Source organism: Pseudofrankia sp. EUN1h (genome assembly GCF_001854645.1).
GTDB classification, from domain to species: domain Bacteria; phylum Actinomycetota; class Actinomycetes; order Frankiales; family Frankiaceae; genus Pseudofrankia; species Pseudofrankia saprophytica.
Genome location: NZ_MBLN01000049.1, coordinates 1 through 15,598 on the forward strand (window position 1 = coordinate 1; position 15,598 = coordinate 15,598).

A 15,598-nucleotide genomic window follows, 5' to 3' on the forward strand; every position below is an offset into this window, starting at 1 on the left:
TCATCCGGGTCCACGACGGGCTGCGCGACCAGTTGCGCCAGGCCGAGGGCCGCCGGCCGCGGCCGACCGCCGGGGTGATCGACTCCCAGTCCGTGAAGGGCGCCCAGACCGTCACCCACCCCAGCCGTGGCTACGACGCGGGCAAGAAGGTCAACGGCCGCAAGCGGTTCATCGTCGTCGACACGTTGGGCCTGCTGCTGGGGGTACTCGTGCTGCCCGCCAGCCGCCAGGACCGCGACGGCGCTCGCCAACTCCTGCTCGACCACTACTTCACCACCCCGACGTGTCGGCACCTGTTCGCCGACGGCGGCTTCGCCGGCAAGTTCGTCACCTGGGCCACCGACATTCTCAAGACCACCGTCGAGGTCGTCCGCAAGAAAGACGGACAGAAAGGCTTCACCGCCCTCCCGAAACGATGGGTCGTCGAGCGCACCCTGGCCTGGCTCACCGCGCACCGCCGCCTCGCCCGCGACTACGAACGAGACCCGGCAAGCTCGGTCGCCTTCATCCGCTGGGCCATGATCCGCACCATGGCCCGCCGCCTCGTCCGCGGCAAGCCCGTCGAACGCTGGACGGCCCGCGAGCAACCGAACACGGCGAGCTGATAGCCCTTCAAGATTCAGGACAGGCTCTGAGACAAAAGCAGCTTCAGCGAGACGGGACAGCGAGCCGCCCCTCGTCCCATCGGCCAGCACGCGCCCCTCCCGGGCACCYGGTAGGAACGGAAGGGAAAACCGGTGTTGCTGTCAAAGTTTTTGACGACCGAGGCCGGGTCCGCCAGGGTGTCGTAGGTGAGCGATGACCCGACGGTCGGTTTCCTGAAGGCGGATGTGGCGCGGTTCTGTGCCGGCCTGGACGATCTGGCGCCCGCGATCCGGTTGCGATTGGTTGTTGAGCTGCGGCGGGCGCTGGACGAGGTGACAGACACGGCGTTGGACAGCGGGATGGCGGCGGCGAGGGCGGAGGGGTGGGGGCTACGTCAGATCGGCGGTTTGGTGGGTCTGTCGCACGAGAAGGTCCGCTACCGGCTCGCTCGTGCGGCGGGCGAGCCGGCCGGGTCTTCTTAGTCCGAGGCGGTGGCGTCGGCGGGTTTGCGGGTGGACCGGAGCTGGCCGCCTACGACCTCGGCGGGCAGCGCGAAGCTGTAGCGGCCGTGGAAGTTAATGTGGGCGAACTTCAGGGGCGAGAGGCGGGCGATGTCCTCGTTGCGGACGTGGGTGCCCTCGGCGCGCATCTCGTCGATGATCTGCTGGAAGTAGACCGTGTTCCACAGGACGACGATGTTGAGGATCAGTCCCAGTGCGCCGAGCTGGTCTTCCTGTCCTTCGCGGTAGGACTGTCGTAGCTCGCCCTTCTGCCCGTGGAAGATCTTGCGGGCGAGGTTGTGGCGGGACTCCTGCCGGTTGAGCTGGGTGTTCACGCGCCGCCGGAGCAACTCGTCGGCGAAGTAGGTGGACAGGTAGGCGCTGCGGTCGAGCCGGCCGATCTCCATGATCGCCTTGCCGGTGGGGGTGGGCTTGCCGCCGGGTGCCAGCACGCGCAGCACCTCGGATGCCTTGATCGTGCCGGAGTGCAGGGAGCCGGCGACGCGCAGGACGTCGTCCCAGTTGGCCGCGATCTGCCCGAGGTTGATCCGGTCACGGGTCAGCGGGTTGAGGGGGCCGTAGTCAGCGCCAGGGTCGGCGCGGTAGAGGGTCGCGCTGCCGGCGTCGGCCAGGCGCGGGGAGAACTGGTAGCCCAGGAGGCGGAACAGGCCGAAGGTCATCTCTGAGGCGCCGTGGGTGTCCGAGGTGACCTCGACCGGCCGCAGGGCGGTCTCCTGTTCCAGCAGCCCGTCGAGGATGTAGAACGAGTCGCGCTGGGTGCCGGGGATCAGGATGCCGTGCAGGCCGCTGAACTGGTCGGACAGGAAGTTGTAGAACGTGGCTCCGTGGCGGCGGGTGCCGAAGTACTTCGGGTTGGGGCCGGAGTTGAGGGTGCGGACCGGGGTGAGGAACCGCAGGCCGTCGGCGGAGGCCAGCTCCCCGCCGCCCCACGCCTGGACGAGCGGCAGGAGCGTGTGGAAGGCGACGAGGCGGGCGTTGGCCCGGCTGAGGGTCTGGGAGCGTATGTAGTTCTGCTCGACCCAGAACAGCCGGTCGCGGCTAAGCACGGCGATGCCGTCGTGGACGATCGGTTCCATGCCGACGTTAGTGGCCTCCGCGGTGAGCACGGCGGCGACCGACAGCTCCAGGTCGTCCATCCGGGACTCGGCCTCGGAGACGTGGGTGAACTCGGCCAGGTAGGGCACCCAGGAGTTGACCTCCAGCACCATCTCGGGCAGGTCGACGGAGGGCAGGCGGGCGTCGACCTGCCGGTTGAGCTCGTCCAGGGACGGCGGGACCTCCAGGCGGTCGAGGCCGGTGAGGATGATGCGGTCGCGGCCGTCCTGGCGCTCGATCCGCACGGCGGGGTTGGCCGCCAGGCCGTCGACGAGCTCGCGGTGGGAGCGGTCCAGCCGATCGACCCAGCCGGCCAGCGTGGCGTCGGCGTCGGTGGCCAGGTCGAGTTCCTCGCAGACCCGGGGCCTGGCGGYCATCCAGGTGTCGTCGCTCAGCAGCCGCGCGTTGGGGTCGCCCCACCGGCGCAGGCCCGGGACGTAGATCTCGTGGYGGTGCAGGCTGGTGCGCAGGGCCTCGGCGGGGGCGACGACGTAGGCGCGCTTGTCCGCGATGCCTACCGGGGCCGGCTTGGGTGGGAAGACCCTGCGCAGCCAGGCGGCGGACAGGAACGTGGTGGGGGCTTCGCCGCTCTGGATGGGCCGGCGCCGGCCCTTGAGGGACGTGACGAAGGTGACGGCGTCCAGGACGTCCTGCCCGTCGGGCCCGGCGTGGAAGTCCAGATGCCGCAGTAGGTCGGGCAGGAACTTGGCGATGGTGTTGTACCGGGCTTCGAGCATCTGCTCGAAGCCGTCGTCGGGCTCCTGGGCGAGTTCCTTGACGATGTCGGCGGCCGCGTGGACCGGCGCGACGTCCATGGCGGCGAGCATCGCCCGGATGTCGCCCTCGGGGTCGGCGGCCGTGGTGGTCACCGCGAGCCAGGCCTGCCGCAGCAGGAGGGCGGCGGCGTCGAGGTCCTTGAGGGAACGCAGCCGTTTCTTGGTCATCTTCGTCGCCGAGTCGCGGATCACGTCGCCCATCACGAGGTCGAAGACCTCGATCGCCTCGTCGGCTGCGACTTGCGGCATCACCGCGGCGAACGCGACCAGGGTGGCGAGGCGCCGGTGGCCGCCGAGTTCGGCGACGGCCTGGGCGCGGGCGGCCCTGGCGAAGCGCACCAGCGCCTGGATGCGACCGGGCGGGATCGCGGACAGGTCCCAGGTCGGCCCGCCGAACGTCTTCAGCGCGTCGTACCGCTCCAGGGCCTTGACCACGCCGCGCGGAGAGATGTCGCGCGGGGAGCGCCGCAGTCGGTCGAGCTCCGAGATCCGCCGCCCGCCGGGGACGACGACCAGCTGCTGCAGCCGCTGCGCCTGCGGCGCGGTGGGCGCAGCCGCCAGCGTCGCCCATAAGCGCTTCTCGGCACGCTCGCGGATTCCCGAGACCAGGCGCTCCAGCGTGGTCACCCCGGGCAGCAGCACCTGGTGATCCAGCAGCCGTTTCGTGGCCAGGTCGAACAGCAGGGTCGGCCGTTCGGAGCCGATCCATGCCCGCTGGTACATCCAGCGGGCCAGGGAGAACCACTGGTCGAAGTCGAACTTCCGGTAGCCGTACGCCTCGCGGATCTGCTCCTGGTGGTCCCAGCGGTGCTCAGCCGTGCCATAGCCGGCGAGGGCCGCTGGCGGCAGACCCAGCTGTTCGGCGACATAGTCCACGACGACGGCGGGCACGTCGGCCGGGTCGTCCAGGAACGTGCCCAAATAGCGCAATGTCCCGAGCTGGATCGCCCAGCCGAGCCGGTTGCGCGGGCCCTTCGCGGTCGCGGCCCGCCGCCGCGCCGTCTGGTCGAGGAGGAACGACCCGGCGAGCTGGCCCTCGTCGGGGATGCCGGTGAACCGGCCGTAGCGCTTGCGCTGGTCCTCGGTCAGGAAGTTGGTGGGCACCGCTCGCTCCTTGACCGTCAGGGTGGCTCGCGCGCCATGCTCTCAAGGGATCTGTCGGCGCTTCGGTGGCCTTCCGTTCCGAGATCCTGGGACCTACGCGACAGGCTCCACTCACCGCTCTGGACGACCCGGACCTGCCAGAGGGTGCTGGCCGGGTTCGCTGCGGCCCACGCCGACGAGATGGGCTCGGACACCGCCAGAGGAGGAAGCCGGCGGCCGTGAACTCGGCGATCCAGTTCTGCAGGGGCTGCCGCCAGTAGCGGTGAGTTCGTGGGTTGAGTACTCGCCGAAGCAGCGGATGTGCTCGGTCAGGCACGGCCACCTATGAAACGCGTCCTGTCACGAGTGCCGGCGTGCTCATCTGACGGCAGTGCCGAACCACTTCGGCAGCTGGCTGAGCAGATCCTGCTGGTCTTCACCGACCCACGCCACGTGGCCGTCCGGACGCAGCAGCACGGCGGGCACGTCCAGTTCCTCGCCGACGTCGACGACATGGTCGACCAGATCCGCCCAGGCCGCTACCGAAAGCCGGCCGGTCTGGTCGAGCAGCAGCCCGCGGCCGCCACGCATCAGCCCGAAGAGACGCCCTCCCTTCAGCTCCACGTCCCGCAACCGCCGACCGAGCAGTTCATGCCCCTCTCCGAAGTCGTAGCGGACCCCGATCGCGGTGACCTTCTCGATCAGGTACCGGTTGACCTCCTCGAAGTCCATCAGTTCCGACAGCAGCCCGCGCACCGCCCGGGGCCCGGGCTCGGGGGAGAGCAGTTCGCTCTGCGCGCGGGTGTCGTCCAGCACGTCGGCGGCCACTGGGCGCCGCTCGGCGTGGTAGCTGTCCAGCAGCCCCTCCGGAGCCCAGCCGCCCACCTCGGCGGCCAGCTTCCAGCCGAGGTTGAACGCATCCTGGATGCCGAGGTTAAGGCCCTGCCCGCCCAGTGGCGGGTGGATGTGCGCCGCGTCGCCGGCCAGCAGCACCCGGCCGACCCGGTAGCGCTCCGCCAGCCGCGTTGCGTCGCCGAAGCGGGACAGGAACCGCGGTGAGTGCACCCCGAAGTCGGTGCCGGCGACCTCCCGCAGCCGCCCGGTGAACTCCTCGAAAGTCGGCGGGATCCTGCGGTCCTCCGCCACCTCCTTGGCGCGCACGACGAAGCGGAACACCCCGTCCTCGTGGGGTGCAGGGCCAAACCGCAGGCCCGCCGTGCCCAACTCGGCCGCCACGGCGTTGAGCGCCTCCTGCGGGAAGGCCACCTCCATCTCGCCCAGCAGCCACTCGATTTGGGCGGGCTCACCAGGGAAGCCGATGCCGAGCAGCTTGCGTACCGTGCTGCGGCCGCCGTCACAGCCGACGAGGTAACGCGCGCGCAGCCGGGTGCCGTCGGCCAGCTCGGCGTTCACCCCGTGCTCGTCCTGGCTCAGCCCGACCAGTTCGCAGCCGCGCCGGATCTCGGCGCCGAGTTCGGTGGCGTGGTCGATCAGCAGGCGCTCGGTGACGGTCTGCGGGATGCCGAGGATGTAGGGATGCGCGGTGTCCAGCCGCTCCGGCGCCGGCTTTCGGATGCCGGCGAACAGACCACCGATCGGGGGTACGTCCTGCCGTGTGCGAGAAACCGTCCCAGCAGGCCGCGTTGGTCCATCACCTCGATGCTGCGCACGTGCAGACCGAGCGCACGGACCTGCCTGGTCGGCTCCGCGTCCCTCTCCAGCACCAGCACCTGCACACCGTGCAGCCGCGGCTCGCCGGCCAGCATCAAGCCGCTCGGTCCGGCGCCGACCACGATCACGTCGATCATCAAATCCCTCATTCACCACGTTGTATTTCGGGCCGGTGAGGCTCCCCGCCGGCCGCTCCCCGGGGTACGGGTTCAGCGGCGCAGGGAGGTCTCCCGCTCCAGGCGTGACAACTTCTCGGGGTTGCGCACGAAGTACAGCCCGGTGATCAGGCCGTCCTCGGTCCGCACCGCTAGGACGCCCTCGACCTGGCCGCCGATCCGCATGATCAGTGCCGGGTGGCCATTGATCTGCGCCGACTGCACCGCTGCGGTGCCTGCGATCCTGCCCAGCCCCGCTGCCAGCAGGGCTGCGACCGGATCGGCGCCGACGACGGGCTCCAGCGCGGCCTGGACGACTCCGCCGCCATCGCTCAGGAAGACGACGTCTGGGGCGAGTTGGTCGAGCAGGCCCTGCAGGTCGCCGGTTTCGACTGCGCGTCGGAACGCCAGCAGAGCGGCGCGGTTCTCGGCCTGGGAGACAGATGTGCGCGGGCGCCGCGCGGTGACATGGTTGCGCGCCCGGTGCGCGATCTGCCGGACCGTGACCGGGGTCTTGTCGACGGCCTCGGCGATCTCGTCGTAGTCCAGGCCGAACACCTCCCGCAGCACGAACACCGCGCGCTCGGTGGGCGTCAGCGTCTCCATCACCAACAGCATCGCCATCGAGACGCCCTCGGCCAGTTCGACGTCCTCGGCCACATCGGGCGCGGTCAGCAGTGGCTCGGGCAGCCAGGGGCCGACGTAGGTCTCCTTGCGCCGGCGAAGCGAACGCAGCCGCATCAGTGCCTGCCGGGTGGTGACTCGGGTCAGATACGCGCGCGGATCGCGCACGACGCCTTGATCGACATCCATCCACCGCATCCAGGTCTCCTGCAGGACGTCCTCGGCGTCAGCCGCCGAGCCGAGCATCTCGTAGGCGACGGTGAACAAGAGGTTCCGGTGGGCGACGAAGGTCTCGGTGGCGTGATCCACGCGGTTGCCGCCGGTGGTCGGTTCGGTCCTCTGCATGGACCCGTCACTGCGCTCGCTCATCCCGGCTCCCACCCGTTCTGGATCTTCCTCGTGCCGCACACAGGATGCCGGTCCCGCCGGCTCCGTGACATTCGGCTTCGGTGACATAGGTCACATAAGCGTCGGTGTCACGCCGCTGGGGCCACCGGCATCTCCTGTTCGACCTCCGCCTGACGACGACGCACACGGAGCACACCATGACCGCTCGTTTGAGCCTGTTCGGCAACCCGGACGCGCCCGCGGCCAGGGCCGCCGGCCACTTCGGCACCGCGAGCAAGACGATCCTCCAGGACTCGACTCTGCCCGCCGCGCTGCAGAAGCTGGTGCTGCTGCGGGCCAGCCAGATCAACGGGGACGGCTACGCCACCGACGTGTGGGCCAAGAACGCCGCGGCCGCCGGAGAGAGCGCCACCCGCATCCACCTGGTCGCTGCCTGGCACGAGTCCACGGTGTTCACCGACGCCGAACGCGCGGCGCTGGCGCTGACCGAGCAGGGCACCMGCGTCGCCGACGCGGCCGGCGGCGTCGGCGACGAGGCCTGGACCGACGCCGCCAAGCACTACGACCAGGACCAGCTGGCCGATCTGGTGATGCTCATCGCCCTGATCAACGCGACCAACCGCATGAGCGTCATCGTCCGGCAGCGCGGCGGCGACTACGAGCCCGGCCGCCTCGGCTAGCCGGCGGTCGGTGTCCGCGATTCGCAATACGCCGCGTGAAGGATCCGCGCGGTACCCAGACCCACGAGGCAAGGACAAACACCATGGAACCCCGATTCGATCTGCTGGCCAACGACCTCGGCGCCAAGATCGCCAAGCGGATCTACAACGTCGCCCTAGCGATCGTCGACTCGCCGCTGCCCCAGGCCACCCAGAACCTGGTGATGCTGCGCGCCAGCCAGATCAACGGCTGCGGCTTCTGYGTCGACTACCACGCCAAGGACRCCACGGCCGCGGGCGAGACCGCGGTCCGCCTCAGCCTGGTCGCCGCCTGGCGCGAGTCCACGGTGTTCACCGACGCCGAACGTGCGGCGCTGGCGCTCACCGAGGAGGGCACCCGGATCGCCGACGCCCACAAGGCGGTGTCGGACGAGACCTGGGCCAAGGTGCGCGAGCACTACGACGACGACCAGATCGCCGCGCTGGTCTCCCTGATCGCCATGATCAACGCCAATAACCGGCTCAACGTGATCGTGCGCAACCCCGGAGGCTCCTACCAGCCCGGTCAGTTCGCTGGCATGGCCAACTGACCAGCACGCCGACCACCGCCCGGCCCGGGGTCACCCCCCGGGCCGGCATCAACGACTGCATCGAAGGAGGAGTCATGAACATCGCACTCTGGATCGCCGCCGGCCTGCTCGCCCTGGTCGCGCTCACTGGCGGCCTCACGAAGTCCTTCATCCTGAAGGCGAAGCTCGCCACCATCCACGGCGCCGAATGGACCACGGGATTCGGTGCCAACGCCATCAGAGCCCTAGGAGCCCTCGAACTCCTCGCCGCGGTCGGCCTGGTCCTGCCCAAGGCGCTCGGTATAGCACCGGTCATGGTCCCGGTKACCGCCGCTTGCTGGATCGCTCTGATGCTCGGCGCGATGGTCACCCACGGCCGCCTCGGCCAGTACAAGCTCGTGGCGGTCAACGTCATCTACCTCGCGGTCGCGGTCTTCATCGCTGTGGGACGCGTCTAGACGGTATGTAGGTGCCGGTCGTGGGCTTCGTTGTCCTCCCATCCGGTGTCACGATCGTCATCGAAGAGGTCGTTCACCTCATCCTCGGTGAGGAGTTCACGCGCGTCGTCCATGGCTCTCATGATGCCGACCCGGCCGGATGGCCCGCCGTCGGTGCGGGCGCCTCCGCCTCCATCGGGGTGCGTGGTCCCGGCAGCGCGAGCGCTGGCGTGAGGTCAAGCCGGTGATTCATGTCCAGCTCGAAGCGGCCGTAGGGGTTGATGTGCGTCCAGAGCAGCGGGGACAGGGCCCGCCGGTCGGCGTCGGTCAGGCGCTCGGCCCACTCGGGGTCGGCGAGGATCTGCTGAAGCAGCAGGGTGTTGACGTGGACCAGGGCTGACTGCAGGAGGTGCAGGGCGAGCATGGAAACCTCCTGTGACTCCTTGTCCTTGCCGGTCAGATCGCCGTCCTTGCCGTAGAACAGGTCCTTGTCCGCGCTGTTCCAGTTCTCCACCACCTGCAAGCCCTCGTGGATCTCCCGTCGCATCTCGGCATCGGCGAGGTAGTCGCAGATGAACGCCGTACGCACCGCCCGCCCCAGCTCCTCGATCGCCCGGCAGGTCGGGTGCTTGGGACCGCCGCGGGTGAAGCGCCGCAGCACCTGCTCAGCCTCCGCCGTCCCCAGACGCAGCGCGGTGGTGTACTTCACGATCTGGTCGTACTGCTGGCGGATCAGCTCCCAGTCGATAGTGCGGGTGGACAGCACCGGTGCCAGAGTGGGCCAGTTGTCGTCTTCCCTGGCGGCCGGCCGGTACAGCCGGGAGGAGCCGATGTTCTTCAGTCTCGGCATCAGCTTGAAGTCGAGCATGTGGGCGAAGGCGAACCCGACGATCGAGGCGCCGTGGGTGTCGGTGTACTGCCGGTCCACGACCATCTCGGTGCAGTGCCGCAGCACGCCCTCGATCATCGCGGCGACCTCGGAGGCCGAAGCGGAAATCCTCGAAGGTGCACGCATCGACACACCTTCCACCCCGTGCCGTCGCGGGCTCGGACCGCTACCCGCCCAGACGGTGAGCTCTGATCGCGTCCGCGAACGAACGTTCACGAGACGCATAGATTCGAAGCGCGTTTCCGCAGGTCGACGGTGTAACGCAAGCCGTGTACGCGCCCATGTCACGCGTTGGCCCGGTCGCGAGACGCACGTACTCGGGCCGGTCCGATCATGAATGCTGCGCCACCTCCCACGCTTTGTCCCGGTCTCGGACACCACCCCACCCGAACAGACCGTCACCCGGCTCGATGTCACCCTGGCCGGCTGAATGCCCGTCGTCGATGGAGGAACCGGCCCTGGCCTCGCCTGTACTTCGTCAGCGGCACCTGGGAGCGTGGCCCCGACATCCTGGTGGCGGCCAGCGATCAGACCGGCGGCAATGTCACGCAGGCGATCACAGCGTGGCGGTCCCACTCACGTTTGAGCCCTACATCCGCCGTGAGTCCCCGCAGTTCCTGCTCCAGGTCGAAGGACGACCCCAGCGGGACAGTCCCAGAACTTGACTTCAAGCGCTTGAGGTTCCTCACGATGACCTCATGTCGCTGGAGGAGGACGGGGTCGTGGAGAGTTTCGCGACCATTCAGGAGGTGTCCGCGCGGAGCGGCCTGCCAGCTCCGACGCTGCGCTACTACGAAGAGATCGGAGTGATCGACCCGGTTCCACGGGATCCCTCCAGCGGGCATCGGCGATACCCGGCGGCGGTCGTCGAGCTGGTCGAGGCGCTGGCGTGCCTGCGCTCGGCCGGCATGAATCTTCAGCAGATCCGGGCCTTCCGGGACGGGCTTTCCGGTGGCCGGGAGGACGCCGACCGCATGGTGCGCCTGTTCGAGGACCATGCGGCTCAGCTGCTGCGTCAGAGGGAGGCCATCGAGCGGCAACGGACCTACGCGGTCGCGAAGGCGGTGCTGTGGAGGTCACGCGCCGAGGGCGACCGGGAGGCCGAGCGTCGGGCAGTCGAGACCGTCCGCGAGCTCATGCCGACGCTCCGAGACGGTGGGGCCAACCGCTCCCTGGGAATCACGACAGGTGAAACAAGATGACGATCATCAGCATCCGTCGGACATTCCCGGCGGTGCCGGCCCGGGGCGGCGTCGCACTCATGGCGGTGGCGTCCTGAGCGGGGAAAGGGTACTCGTCACCGGCGGCACTGGGTACCTCGGAGTCCACACGATCGCCGCGCTCCTGCGCGCCGGATACGCCGTCCGCGCCAGTGTGCGGACGCTTGAACGCGAGGGCGAGATCCGCGGCGGGCTCGCAACGGCCGGGCTGGCGGAGGACTCCCCTCTCGAACTCGTCGTCGCGGAGCTGTCCGCGGACGACGGGTGGGCGCGGGCGGTCCAGGGCGCCCGGTTCGTGCTGCACGTCGCCTCGCCGTTCCCACCCGCGATGCCTGAGAGCGATGACGAGGTCATCGTCCCGGCACGCGACGGGGCGCTGCGGGTGCTTCGAGCCGCACGCGACGCCGGTGTCGCGCGTGTCGTGATGACGTCCTCGTTCGCCGCGGTCGGATACGGCCACCCGCCGAGGGAGCGTGCCTTCACCGAAGAGGACTGGACCAACATCGACGCGCCGCTGAGCGCCTACATCCGCTCCAAGGCCGTGGCCGAACGCGCTGCCTGGGACTTTATCGCCTCCGAGGGCGGTGGCCTCGAACTCGTGGTGGTCAACCCGGTGGGCATCTTCGGCCCTCCGCTGGTCCCGGACCTCTCGGCATCCACCGGTCTCGCACGCCAGATGATCACTGCGATGACCGCGGTTCCCCGCCTGTTCACGACCGTCGTCGACGTGCGCGATGTCGCCGACCTCCATCTGCGAGCGATGACCGACCCGGCTGCCGCGGGAGAACGTTTCCTCGCCTCGTCCGGGGAACCCATCCCCTTCACGGAGATGGCGAAGATCCTGCGGGAGGCCGCCGGTCTCCCGGACGCCGCACTCCCCCTGCTCGACGACGACACCGTGCGGGAGGCGGCCAAGACCGACCCCGGAATGGCCGGCATGGTCGGCGAGCTCGGCAAGGTCCGTCGCGTCTCCAGCGAGAAGGCAGGCACACGGCTCGGCTGGCGGCCGCGCTCGAACATCGAGACCCTCCAGGCGACCGCGACCGCTTTCCAGCAACTCGGCCTGCTCACCACCTGAACCGGTGGACCGGGCTCACCTCGGAGACCCACCGGCCGCATGCCGACGGGTACACGAAATGACCGAGAAGGAAGAATGACATGTCGAACGCAATGGTGATCACGGAATTTGGTTCCCCCGAAGCGCTGAAATGGCGCGAAGTCGACACGCCGAGTCCGGCGCGGGGCGAGGTACTCATCCGGGTGAAGGCTGCGGGCGTCGGGCCCACCGACCTGCACATCCGGGCCGGCCACCTGACAGCGGTCTTCCCCCAGGGACCGGGCGACGTGCTCGGTTTCGAGGCGGCCGGCGTCGTCGAGCAGCTCGGCGAGGCAGTGAGCGGCGTGGCCCTTGGYGATGAGGTTGCCGCATATCTGCCGCGGCAGGGCGGGTACGGCGAACTCGTCGCGACACCCGTCTGGTTCGCGAAGCCGGCCGAGGTGAGCTGGGATGCCGCGGCCGCTCTGCCGGCATCCGCCGAGGCGGCGGTCGGCACCCTGCGCGAGGTCCACGCGAAGAACGGCGAGACCATCGTCGTGCTGGGTGCCGCCGGATCGGTTGGGACGATCATCCTGCAGCTCGCGCGTGCGTGGGGAATACGGGCGATCGGCGCCACGGCGCAGCGGGATGCGGGCCTCGTCCGCGAACTCGGCGGCGAGTTCGTCGCCTACGGTGACGGGGTCTTCGACAGGGTCGGCGCGACCACCGATCGGGTGGACGCCGTCATCGACGCCGCCGGCCGCGGTGGATTGGCCGAGGCGGTGGCGGCCACTGGCGACGCCTCGCGGGTCGTCACTCTCGTCGGCGGTCCCGAAGTAGCACGCGTCGGTGCACTGATGTCACATCCCGGGCCCGATCGTGCGCCTGACGCGCTCCCCGTGACCATGCCGCTGCTTGCGAGCGGCGCTCTCCAACTCAAGCAGCGCCGTTCGTTGCCCATCACGAAGGCCGCCGAAGCCCACCGACTGCTCGAAGCGGGCGAGACTCGCGACAAGATCGTGCTGACGTTCGACTGAGTCGGTCGAGAGCAGTCCATGGCATAGGTCGGGGTCCTCCCGAGGAGAGGAGGCAAAGGCCGAACGGCCGCGCTGCACAGGCTGCGGCCGGCCGTACCGGCACAAGGACAGCCGCACGATCGTGCTGCGCTCCCTGTTCGGCGCCCACCTACTCCTGCAGGTCCGCACCCACGTCCTCAACGACGACCTCGCCACCGACTTTGCCCGCTGGTACCCCACCCGGCCGGCCCGAGAAGCCGCCGAACCGATCATGAACGTGGCGTAGCCTCCCACGGTTTGTCCCGGTCTCCCTCCCCCCCCCCGGATTCTGACGCGTGAGAAGTGAAGCTTATCGAGCGTTAGAAGTTTCGTCGCACGACTGGAAGCGTTTCGTTACGTCGTTGCGTTTCGTCTCTGCTACGTTCTGAACGAAACGTAATGGCGTGGCGGAGGGGCGGGCGGGCGTGGCGAGGACGAGGGTGGACACCGGGGCCGGCGAGGAGCTGCCAACGACCGGTGTGGTCGGCGCGGACGGCGGGGCTTACGCGCTCGCCGCGGGTGACGCGGATGACCCGGTCAGCGGGGCGGCGCTGGCGGCCGTGGTGCCGCACGCGCGGGTCGACCTCGACGTCGCCCTGTGCGGGTATCCGGGGTGCGGACGGCCGTGCGCGCCGGCGGAGGGGCCGGGACGGCCGCCGGCGTACTGCGACGACCCGGCGCACACCCGGCTGTCGGCCTACCGGCGCCGCCGGGAGCTCGCCGCCTCGACTGCCGCCGACGGTCCGGGCGGCAGTGGCGGCGGTACGGGCCGGGGCCAGCCGGCGGTTCCCGCGACGCGGGGAGCGCGGGCGGCGGGCCCGGCGGGGAACGAACTGACGCACCGGCCGGTGGCGTTGGCCCGACTGCGGGCGGACGAGCTCGCCGCGCATGTCGGCACGCTTGCCACGGACCTGGGCCGCACCCTCGACGCGTTCACCGTCACCCTGGGCCGCCTCGGGGACGTCGCCGCCGCGGAGGCGCAGGTCGAGGCCGCCGAGGCGGACGCGGCGCGGCGGGTCGCGGAGGCGACCGCCCGGGCCGTGCGCGCGGAGGCCGCGACCCGGGGCGAGGCGGCGGCCCACGAGGAGGCCGAGGTGGTCGCGGCGGAGGCGGCGACCGCGCTCGACGAGCTGGAGCGCCGGCTCGGCGAGGCGACGGCGCAGGCACGGGCCGCCCAGGCTGAGGCTGACGCGGTCCGCCAACGCGCCGCCGAGGAGACCAGCCAGGTCCGCGCGCAGGCCGCGGGCGCCGTGGACGCCGCCCGCGCCGAGGCCGACACGGCCCGGGCCGACGCCCGCGCCGAGGCGGCCGCGGCACGCCGGGACGCCGACGAGCGGGCCGAGGCGGCCCGGGCGGACGCCGCGGCCCGGCTCGCGACCATCCGGGCGACCGCCGAGCGGGAGATGGCGACGCTGCGCGGGCAGCTCGCGGCGGCTCGCGCGGAGCTCGCCACCGCCCACCGGGACGTGGAGGCCGCAGCGAGGACGATCATCGAGCTACGCGCCGAGCTCGTCTCCCTGCGGGAGTCGGCCGCCGCCGACCGGTCCGCCGCGGCGGCGGACCTCGACCGGGCCCGCGCCGCGGCCTCCGCCGAGGCCGACCGGTTGCGCCGCGAGGCCGCCGACGAGCTGGCCCGGGTACGGGCGGAGGCCGCGGCGACGCGGGAGACCGACCGGGCGGCGGCCGACGAACGGGCGTCCGTACTCGCCGAGGCCCGCGCCGACGCCCGCGTCCGCGCCGAACGGGCCGAACGCCAGGCCGACGACCTGGCCGCCCGGCTCGCCCAGCTGTCCGCCGTGCCCGACCACGTCTACGACGACGAACCGCCGGCCGGACGCGGCCGCTAGGAGCTCCCCGGAGATCCTGTTCGCCGCGTGCCCTTCCAGGCGGCCGCCGGCGGCCATACGTCTGGGGCCGCGCTCAGCCACGGGTCAGGTCCTGCAGGCCTACCACGCGCAGCAGTTCCAGCCGCTCGTAGGAGCTGCTGCCCGGGCGGGCGGTGTGGACGACCAGCCGTTGGTCGTGCTCAGGGCTGAGCAGCACCTCGCAGTCCAGCTCCAGCAGGCCGACGACCGGGTGCAGGAAGCGTTTGACGTCGGTTCGGCGCACGGCGACGTCGTGGGTGTCCCACAGCGCCGAGAACTCCTCGCTGCACGCGCGGAGCCGGCGTACGAGCGCTGCCAGCCGTGCGTCGTCCGGGCGGCGGGCGAAGGTGGCGCGCAGGTCCGCGACCGCGGCGCGGGCGCCGGGGTCACGGTCCTCGGCCGGGAAGAGCTCCCGCGCGGTCGGGTCCGTGAAGTAGCGCCAGGCGACGTTTCGCTCCGCCTCGGGGCGGGCCGACGCGTCGCCGTGCAGCGCCCTGGCCAGCGCGTTCTGCGCGAGGATGTCACCGCGGTCGCTGATCACCTGGGCGGGAATGTCGGTCAGCCGGTCGAGGACGAGAAGCAGGCCGGGGCGGACGTGCTGGGTGGTCGACCGGTCACGTGGGGGTTCCTCGCCGGCCAGGTGGAAGAGATGGTCGCGTTCGTCGTTGGTCAGCCGCAGGGCGCGGGCGACGGCGGCGAGCATCTGGCGGGATGGGCGCGAGCCCCGGGCCTGTTCCAGCCGCGTGTAGTGGTCCGTGGACATGGACGCGAGCTGCGCCACCTCCTCACGACGCAGTCCCGGCGTGCGCCGCCGCGTGCCCTGCGCCAACCCCACGTCGGCCGGGGTGAGTCGGGTACGGCAGTGGCGCAGGAAGTCGGCCAGCTCGGTTCTGTCCACACCTCCACCATGCCCCCGACACGTGGCGCAGCCAGGGACGGCCAGTCCCCGGATAGAGGCGTCTCTCCCGCCAGCACCCACACCGCCACACGCTGGAAACCGGCCCGGCGGA

The 15,598-nt window shown here is 70.7% G+C and carries 13 protein-coding genes and 2 pseudogenes; 10 read left to right on the forward strand and 5 right to left on the reverse strand.

All coding sequences use genetic code 11. From position 1 onward, the window contains the following. Together BCD49_RS14845 and BCD49_RS14850 are read left to right on the forward strand one after the other, a co-directional pair. Window positions 1-605 (forward strand): IS5 family transposase (locus tag BCD49_RS14845; protein ID WP_116439398.1); only part of this gene is annotated, 605 nt, incomplete at its 5' end. 186 nt (window positions 606-791) lie between these two features. Next, window positions 792-1,067 (forward strand): hypothetical protein, encoded by a 276-nt coding sequence (locus tag BCD49_RS14850; protein ID WP_007517808.1) that lies wholly within the window; start codon window positions 792-794, stop codon window positions 1,065-1,067. Here BCD49_RS14850 and BCD49_RS14855 read toward each other — a convergent pair. From BCD49_RS14855 to BCD49_RS14865, 3 genes and pseudogenes are all read right to left on the reverse strand, one after another. Then, window positions 1,064-4,081: a Tn3 family transposase gene (locus tag BCD49_RS14855; protein ID WP_071041595.1), complete on the reverse strand. Its 3,018-nt coding sequence runs from the start codon at window positions 4,079-4,081 to the stop codon at window positions 1,064-1,066. The two genes, BCD49_RS14850 and BCD49_RS14855, sit on opposite strands and share 4 nt — an antisense overlap. 357 nt (window positions 4,082-4,438) lie before the next feature. Continuing rightward, window positions 4,439-5,868: pseudogene (gene rox / locus BCD49_RS14860) on the reverse strand (rifampin monooxygenase). 72 nt (window positions 5,869-5,940) lie between these two features. Further along, the gene (locus BCD49_RS14865) at window positions 5,941-6,879 is read right to left on the reverse strand and encodes an RNA polymerase sigma-70 factor (protein WP_007517814.1); all 939 of its coding nucleotides are present in this window, start codon (window positions 6,877-6,879) and stop codon (window positions 5,941-5,943) included. Window positions 6,880-7,055: 176 nt separating this feature from the next. On the opposite strand from BCD49_RS14865, the gene BCD49_RS14870 reads away from it, so the two are divergent. The 3 genes from BCD49_RS14870 to BCD49_RS14880 all read left to right on the forward strand — a co-directional run bounded on the left by BCD49_RS14870 (window position 7,056) and on the right by BCD49_RS14880 (window position 8,544). Beyond that, on the forward strand, window positions 7,056-7,538 hold the full coding sequence (locus BCD49_RS14870; RefSeq protein ID WP_071041633.1) for a carboxymuconolactone decarboxylase family protein: 483 nt from the start codon (window positions 7,056-7,058) through the stop codon (window positions 7,536-7,538). A gap of 83 nt (window positions 7,539-7,621) precedes the next feature. Then, the gene (locus tag BCD49_RS14875) at window positions 7,622-8,107 is read left to right on the forward strand and encodes a carboxymuconolactone decarboxylase family protein (RefSeq protein WP_071041596.1); all 486 of its coding nucleotides are present in this window, start codon (window positions 7,622-7,624) and stop codon (window positions 8,105-8,107) included. A 74-nt stretch (window positions 8,108-8,181) separates the two neighbouring features. After that, window positions 8,182-8,544, forward strand: a complete 363-nt coding sequence (locus tag BCD49_RS14880) for a DoxX family protein (protein ID WP_007517820.1) — start codon at window positions 8,182-8,184, stop codon at window positions 8,542-8,544. Between the two features lie 118 nt (window positions 8,545-8,662). On the opposite strand, the pseudogene BCD49_RS14885 reads toward BCD49_RS14880, so the two are convergent. Next, window positions 8,663-9,517, reverse strand: a pseudogene (locus tag BCD49_RS14885) (Tn3 family transposase); the annotation flags it as partial. A gap of 593 nt (window positions 9,518-10,110) precedes the next feature. Between BCD49_RS14885 and BCD49_RS14890 the strand changes: the two are divergent. The 5 genes from BCD49_RS14890 to BCD49_RS43540 all read left to right on the forward strand — a co-directional run bounded on the left by BCD49_RS14890 (window position 10,111) and on the right by BCD49_RS43540 (window position 14,570). Next, the gene (locus tag BCD49_RS14890; RefSeq protein ID WP_007517826.1) at window positions 10,111-10,614 is read left to right on the forward strand and encodes a MerR family transcriptional regulator; all 504 of its coding nucleotides are present in this window, start codon (window positions 10,111-10,113) and stop codon (window positions 10,612-10,614) included. After that, entirely contained in the window at window positions 10,601-11,710 is a 1,110-nt protein-coding gene (locus BCD49_RS14895) for an NAD-dependent epimerase/dehydratase family protein (RefSeq protein ID WP_007517827.1), read from the forward strand. The genes BCD49_RS14890 and BCD49_RS14895 overlap by 14 nt, the downstream gene beginning before the upstream one ends. 80 nt (window positions 11,711-11,790) lie before the next feature. Continuing rightward, window positions 11,791-12,705 (forward strand): NADP-dependent oxidoreductase, encoded by a 915-nt coding sequence (locus BCD49_RS14900; protein ID WP_007517830.1) that lies wholly within the window; start codon window positions 11,791-11,793, stop codon window positions 12,703-12,705. Between the two features lie 121 nt (window positions 12,706-12,826). After that, on the forward strand, window positions 12,827-12,970 hold the full coding sequence (locus tag BCD49_RS43535) for a hypothetical protein (RefSeq protein WP_007517832.1): 144 nt from the start codon (window positions 12,827-12,829) through the stop codon (window positions 12,968-12,970). Between the two features lie 193 nt (window positions 12,971-13,163). Next, on the forward strand, window positions 13,164-14,570 hold the full coding sequence (locus tag BCD49_RS43540; protein ID WP_083401464.1) for a hypothetical protein: 1,407 nt from the start codon (window positions 13,164-13,166) through the stop codon (window positions 14,568-14,570). A gap of 73 nt (window positions 14,571-14,643) precedes the next feature. On the opposite strand, the gene BCD49_RS14910 is transcribed toward BCD49_RS43540, so the two are convergent. After that, window positions 14,644-15,486 (reverse strand): helix-turn-helix transcriptional regulator, encoded by an 843-nt coding sequence (locus BCD49_RS14910; RefSeq protein WP_007520666.1) that lies wholly within the window; start codon window positions 15,484-15,486, stop codon window positions 14,644-14,646. Window positions 15,487-15,598: the final 112 nt, after the last annotated feature.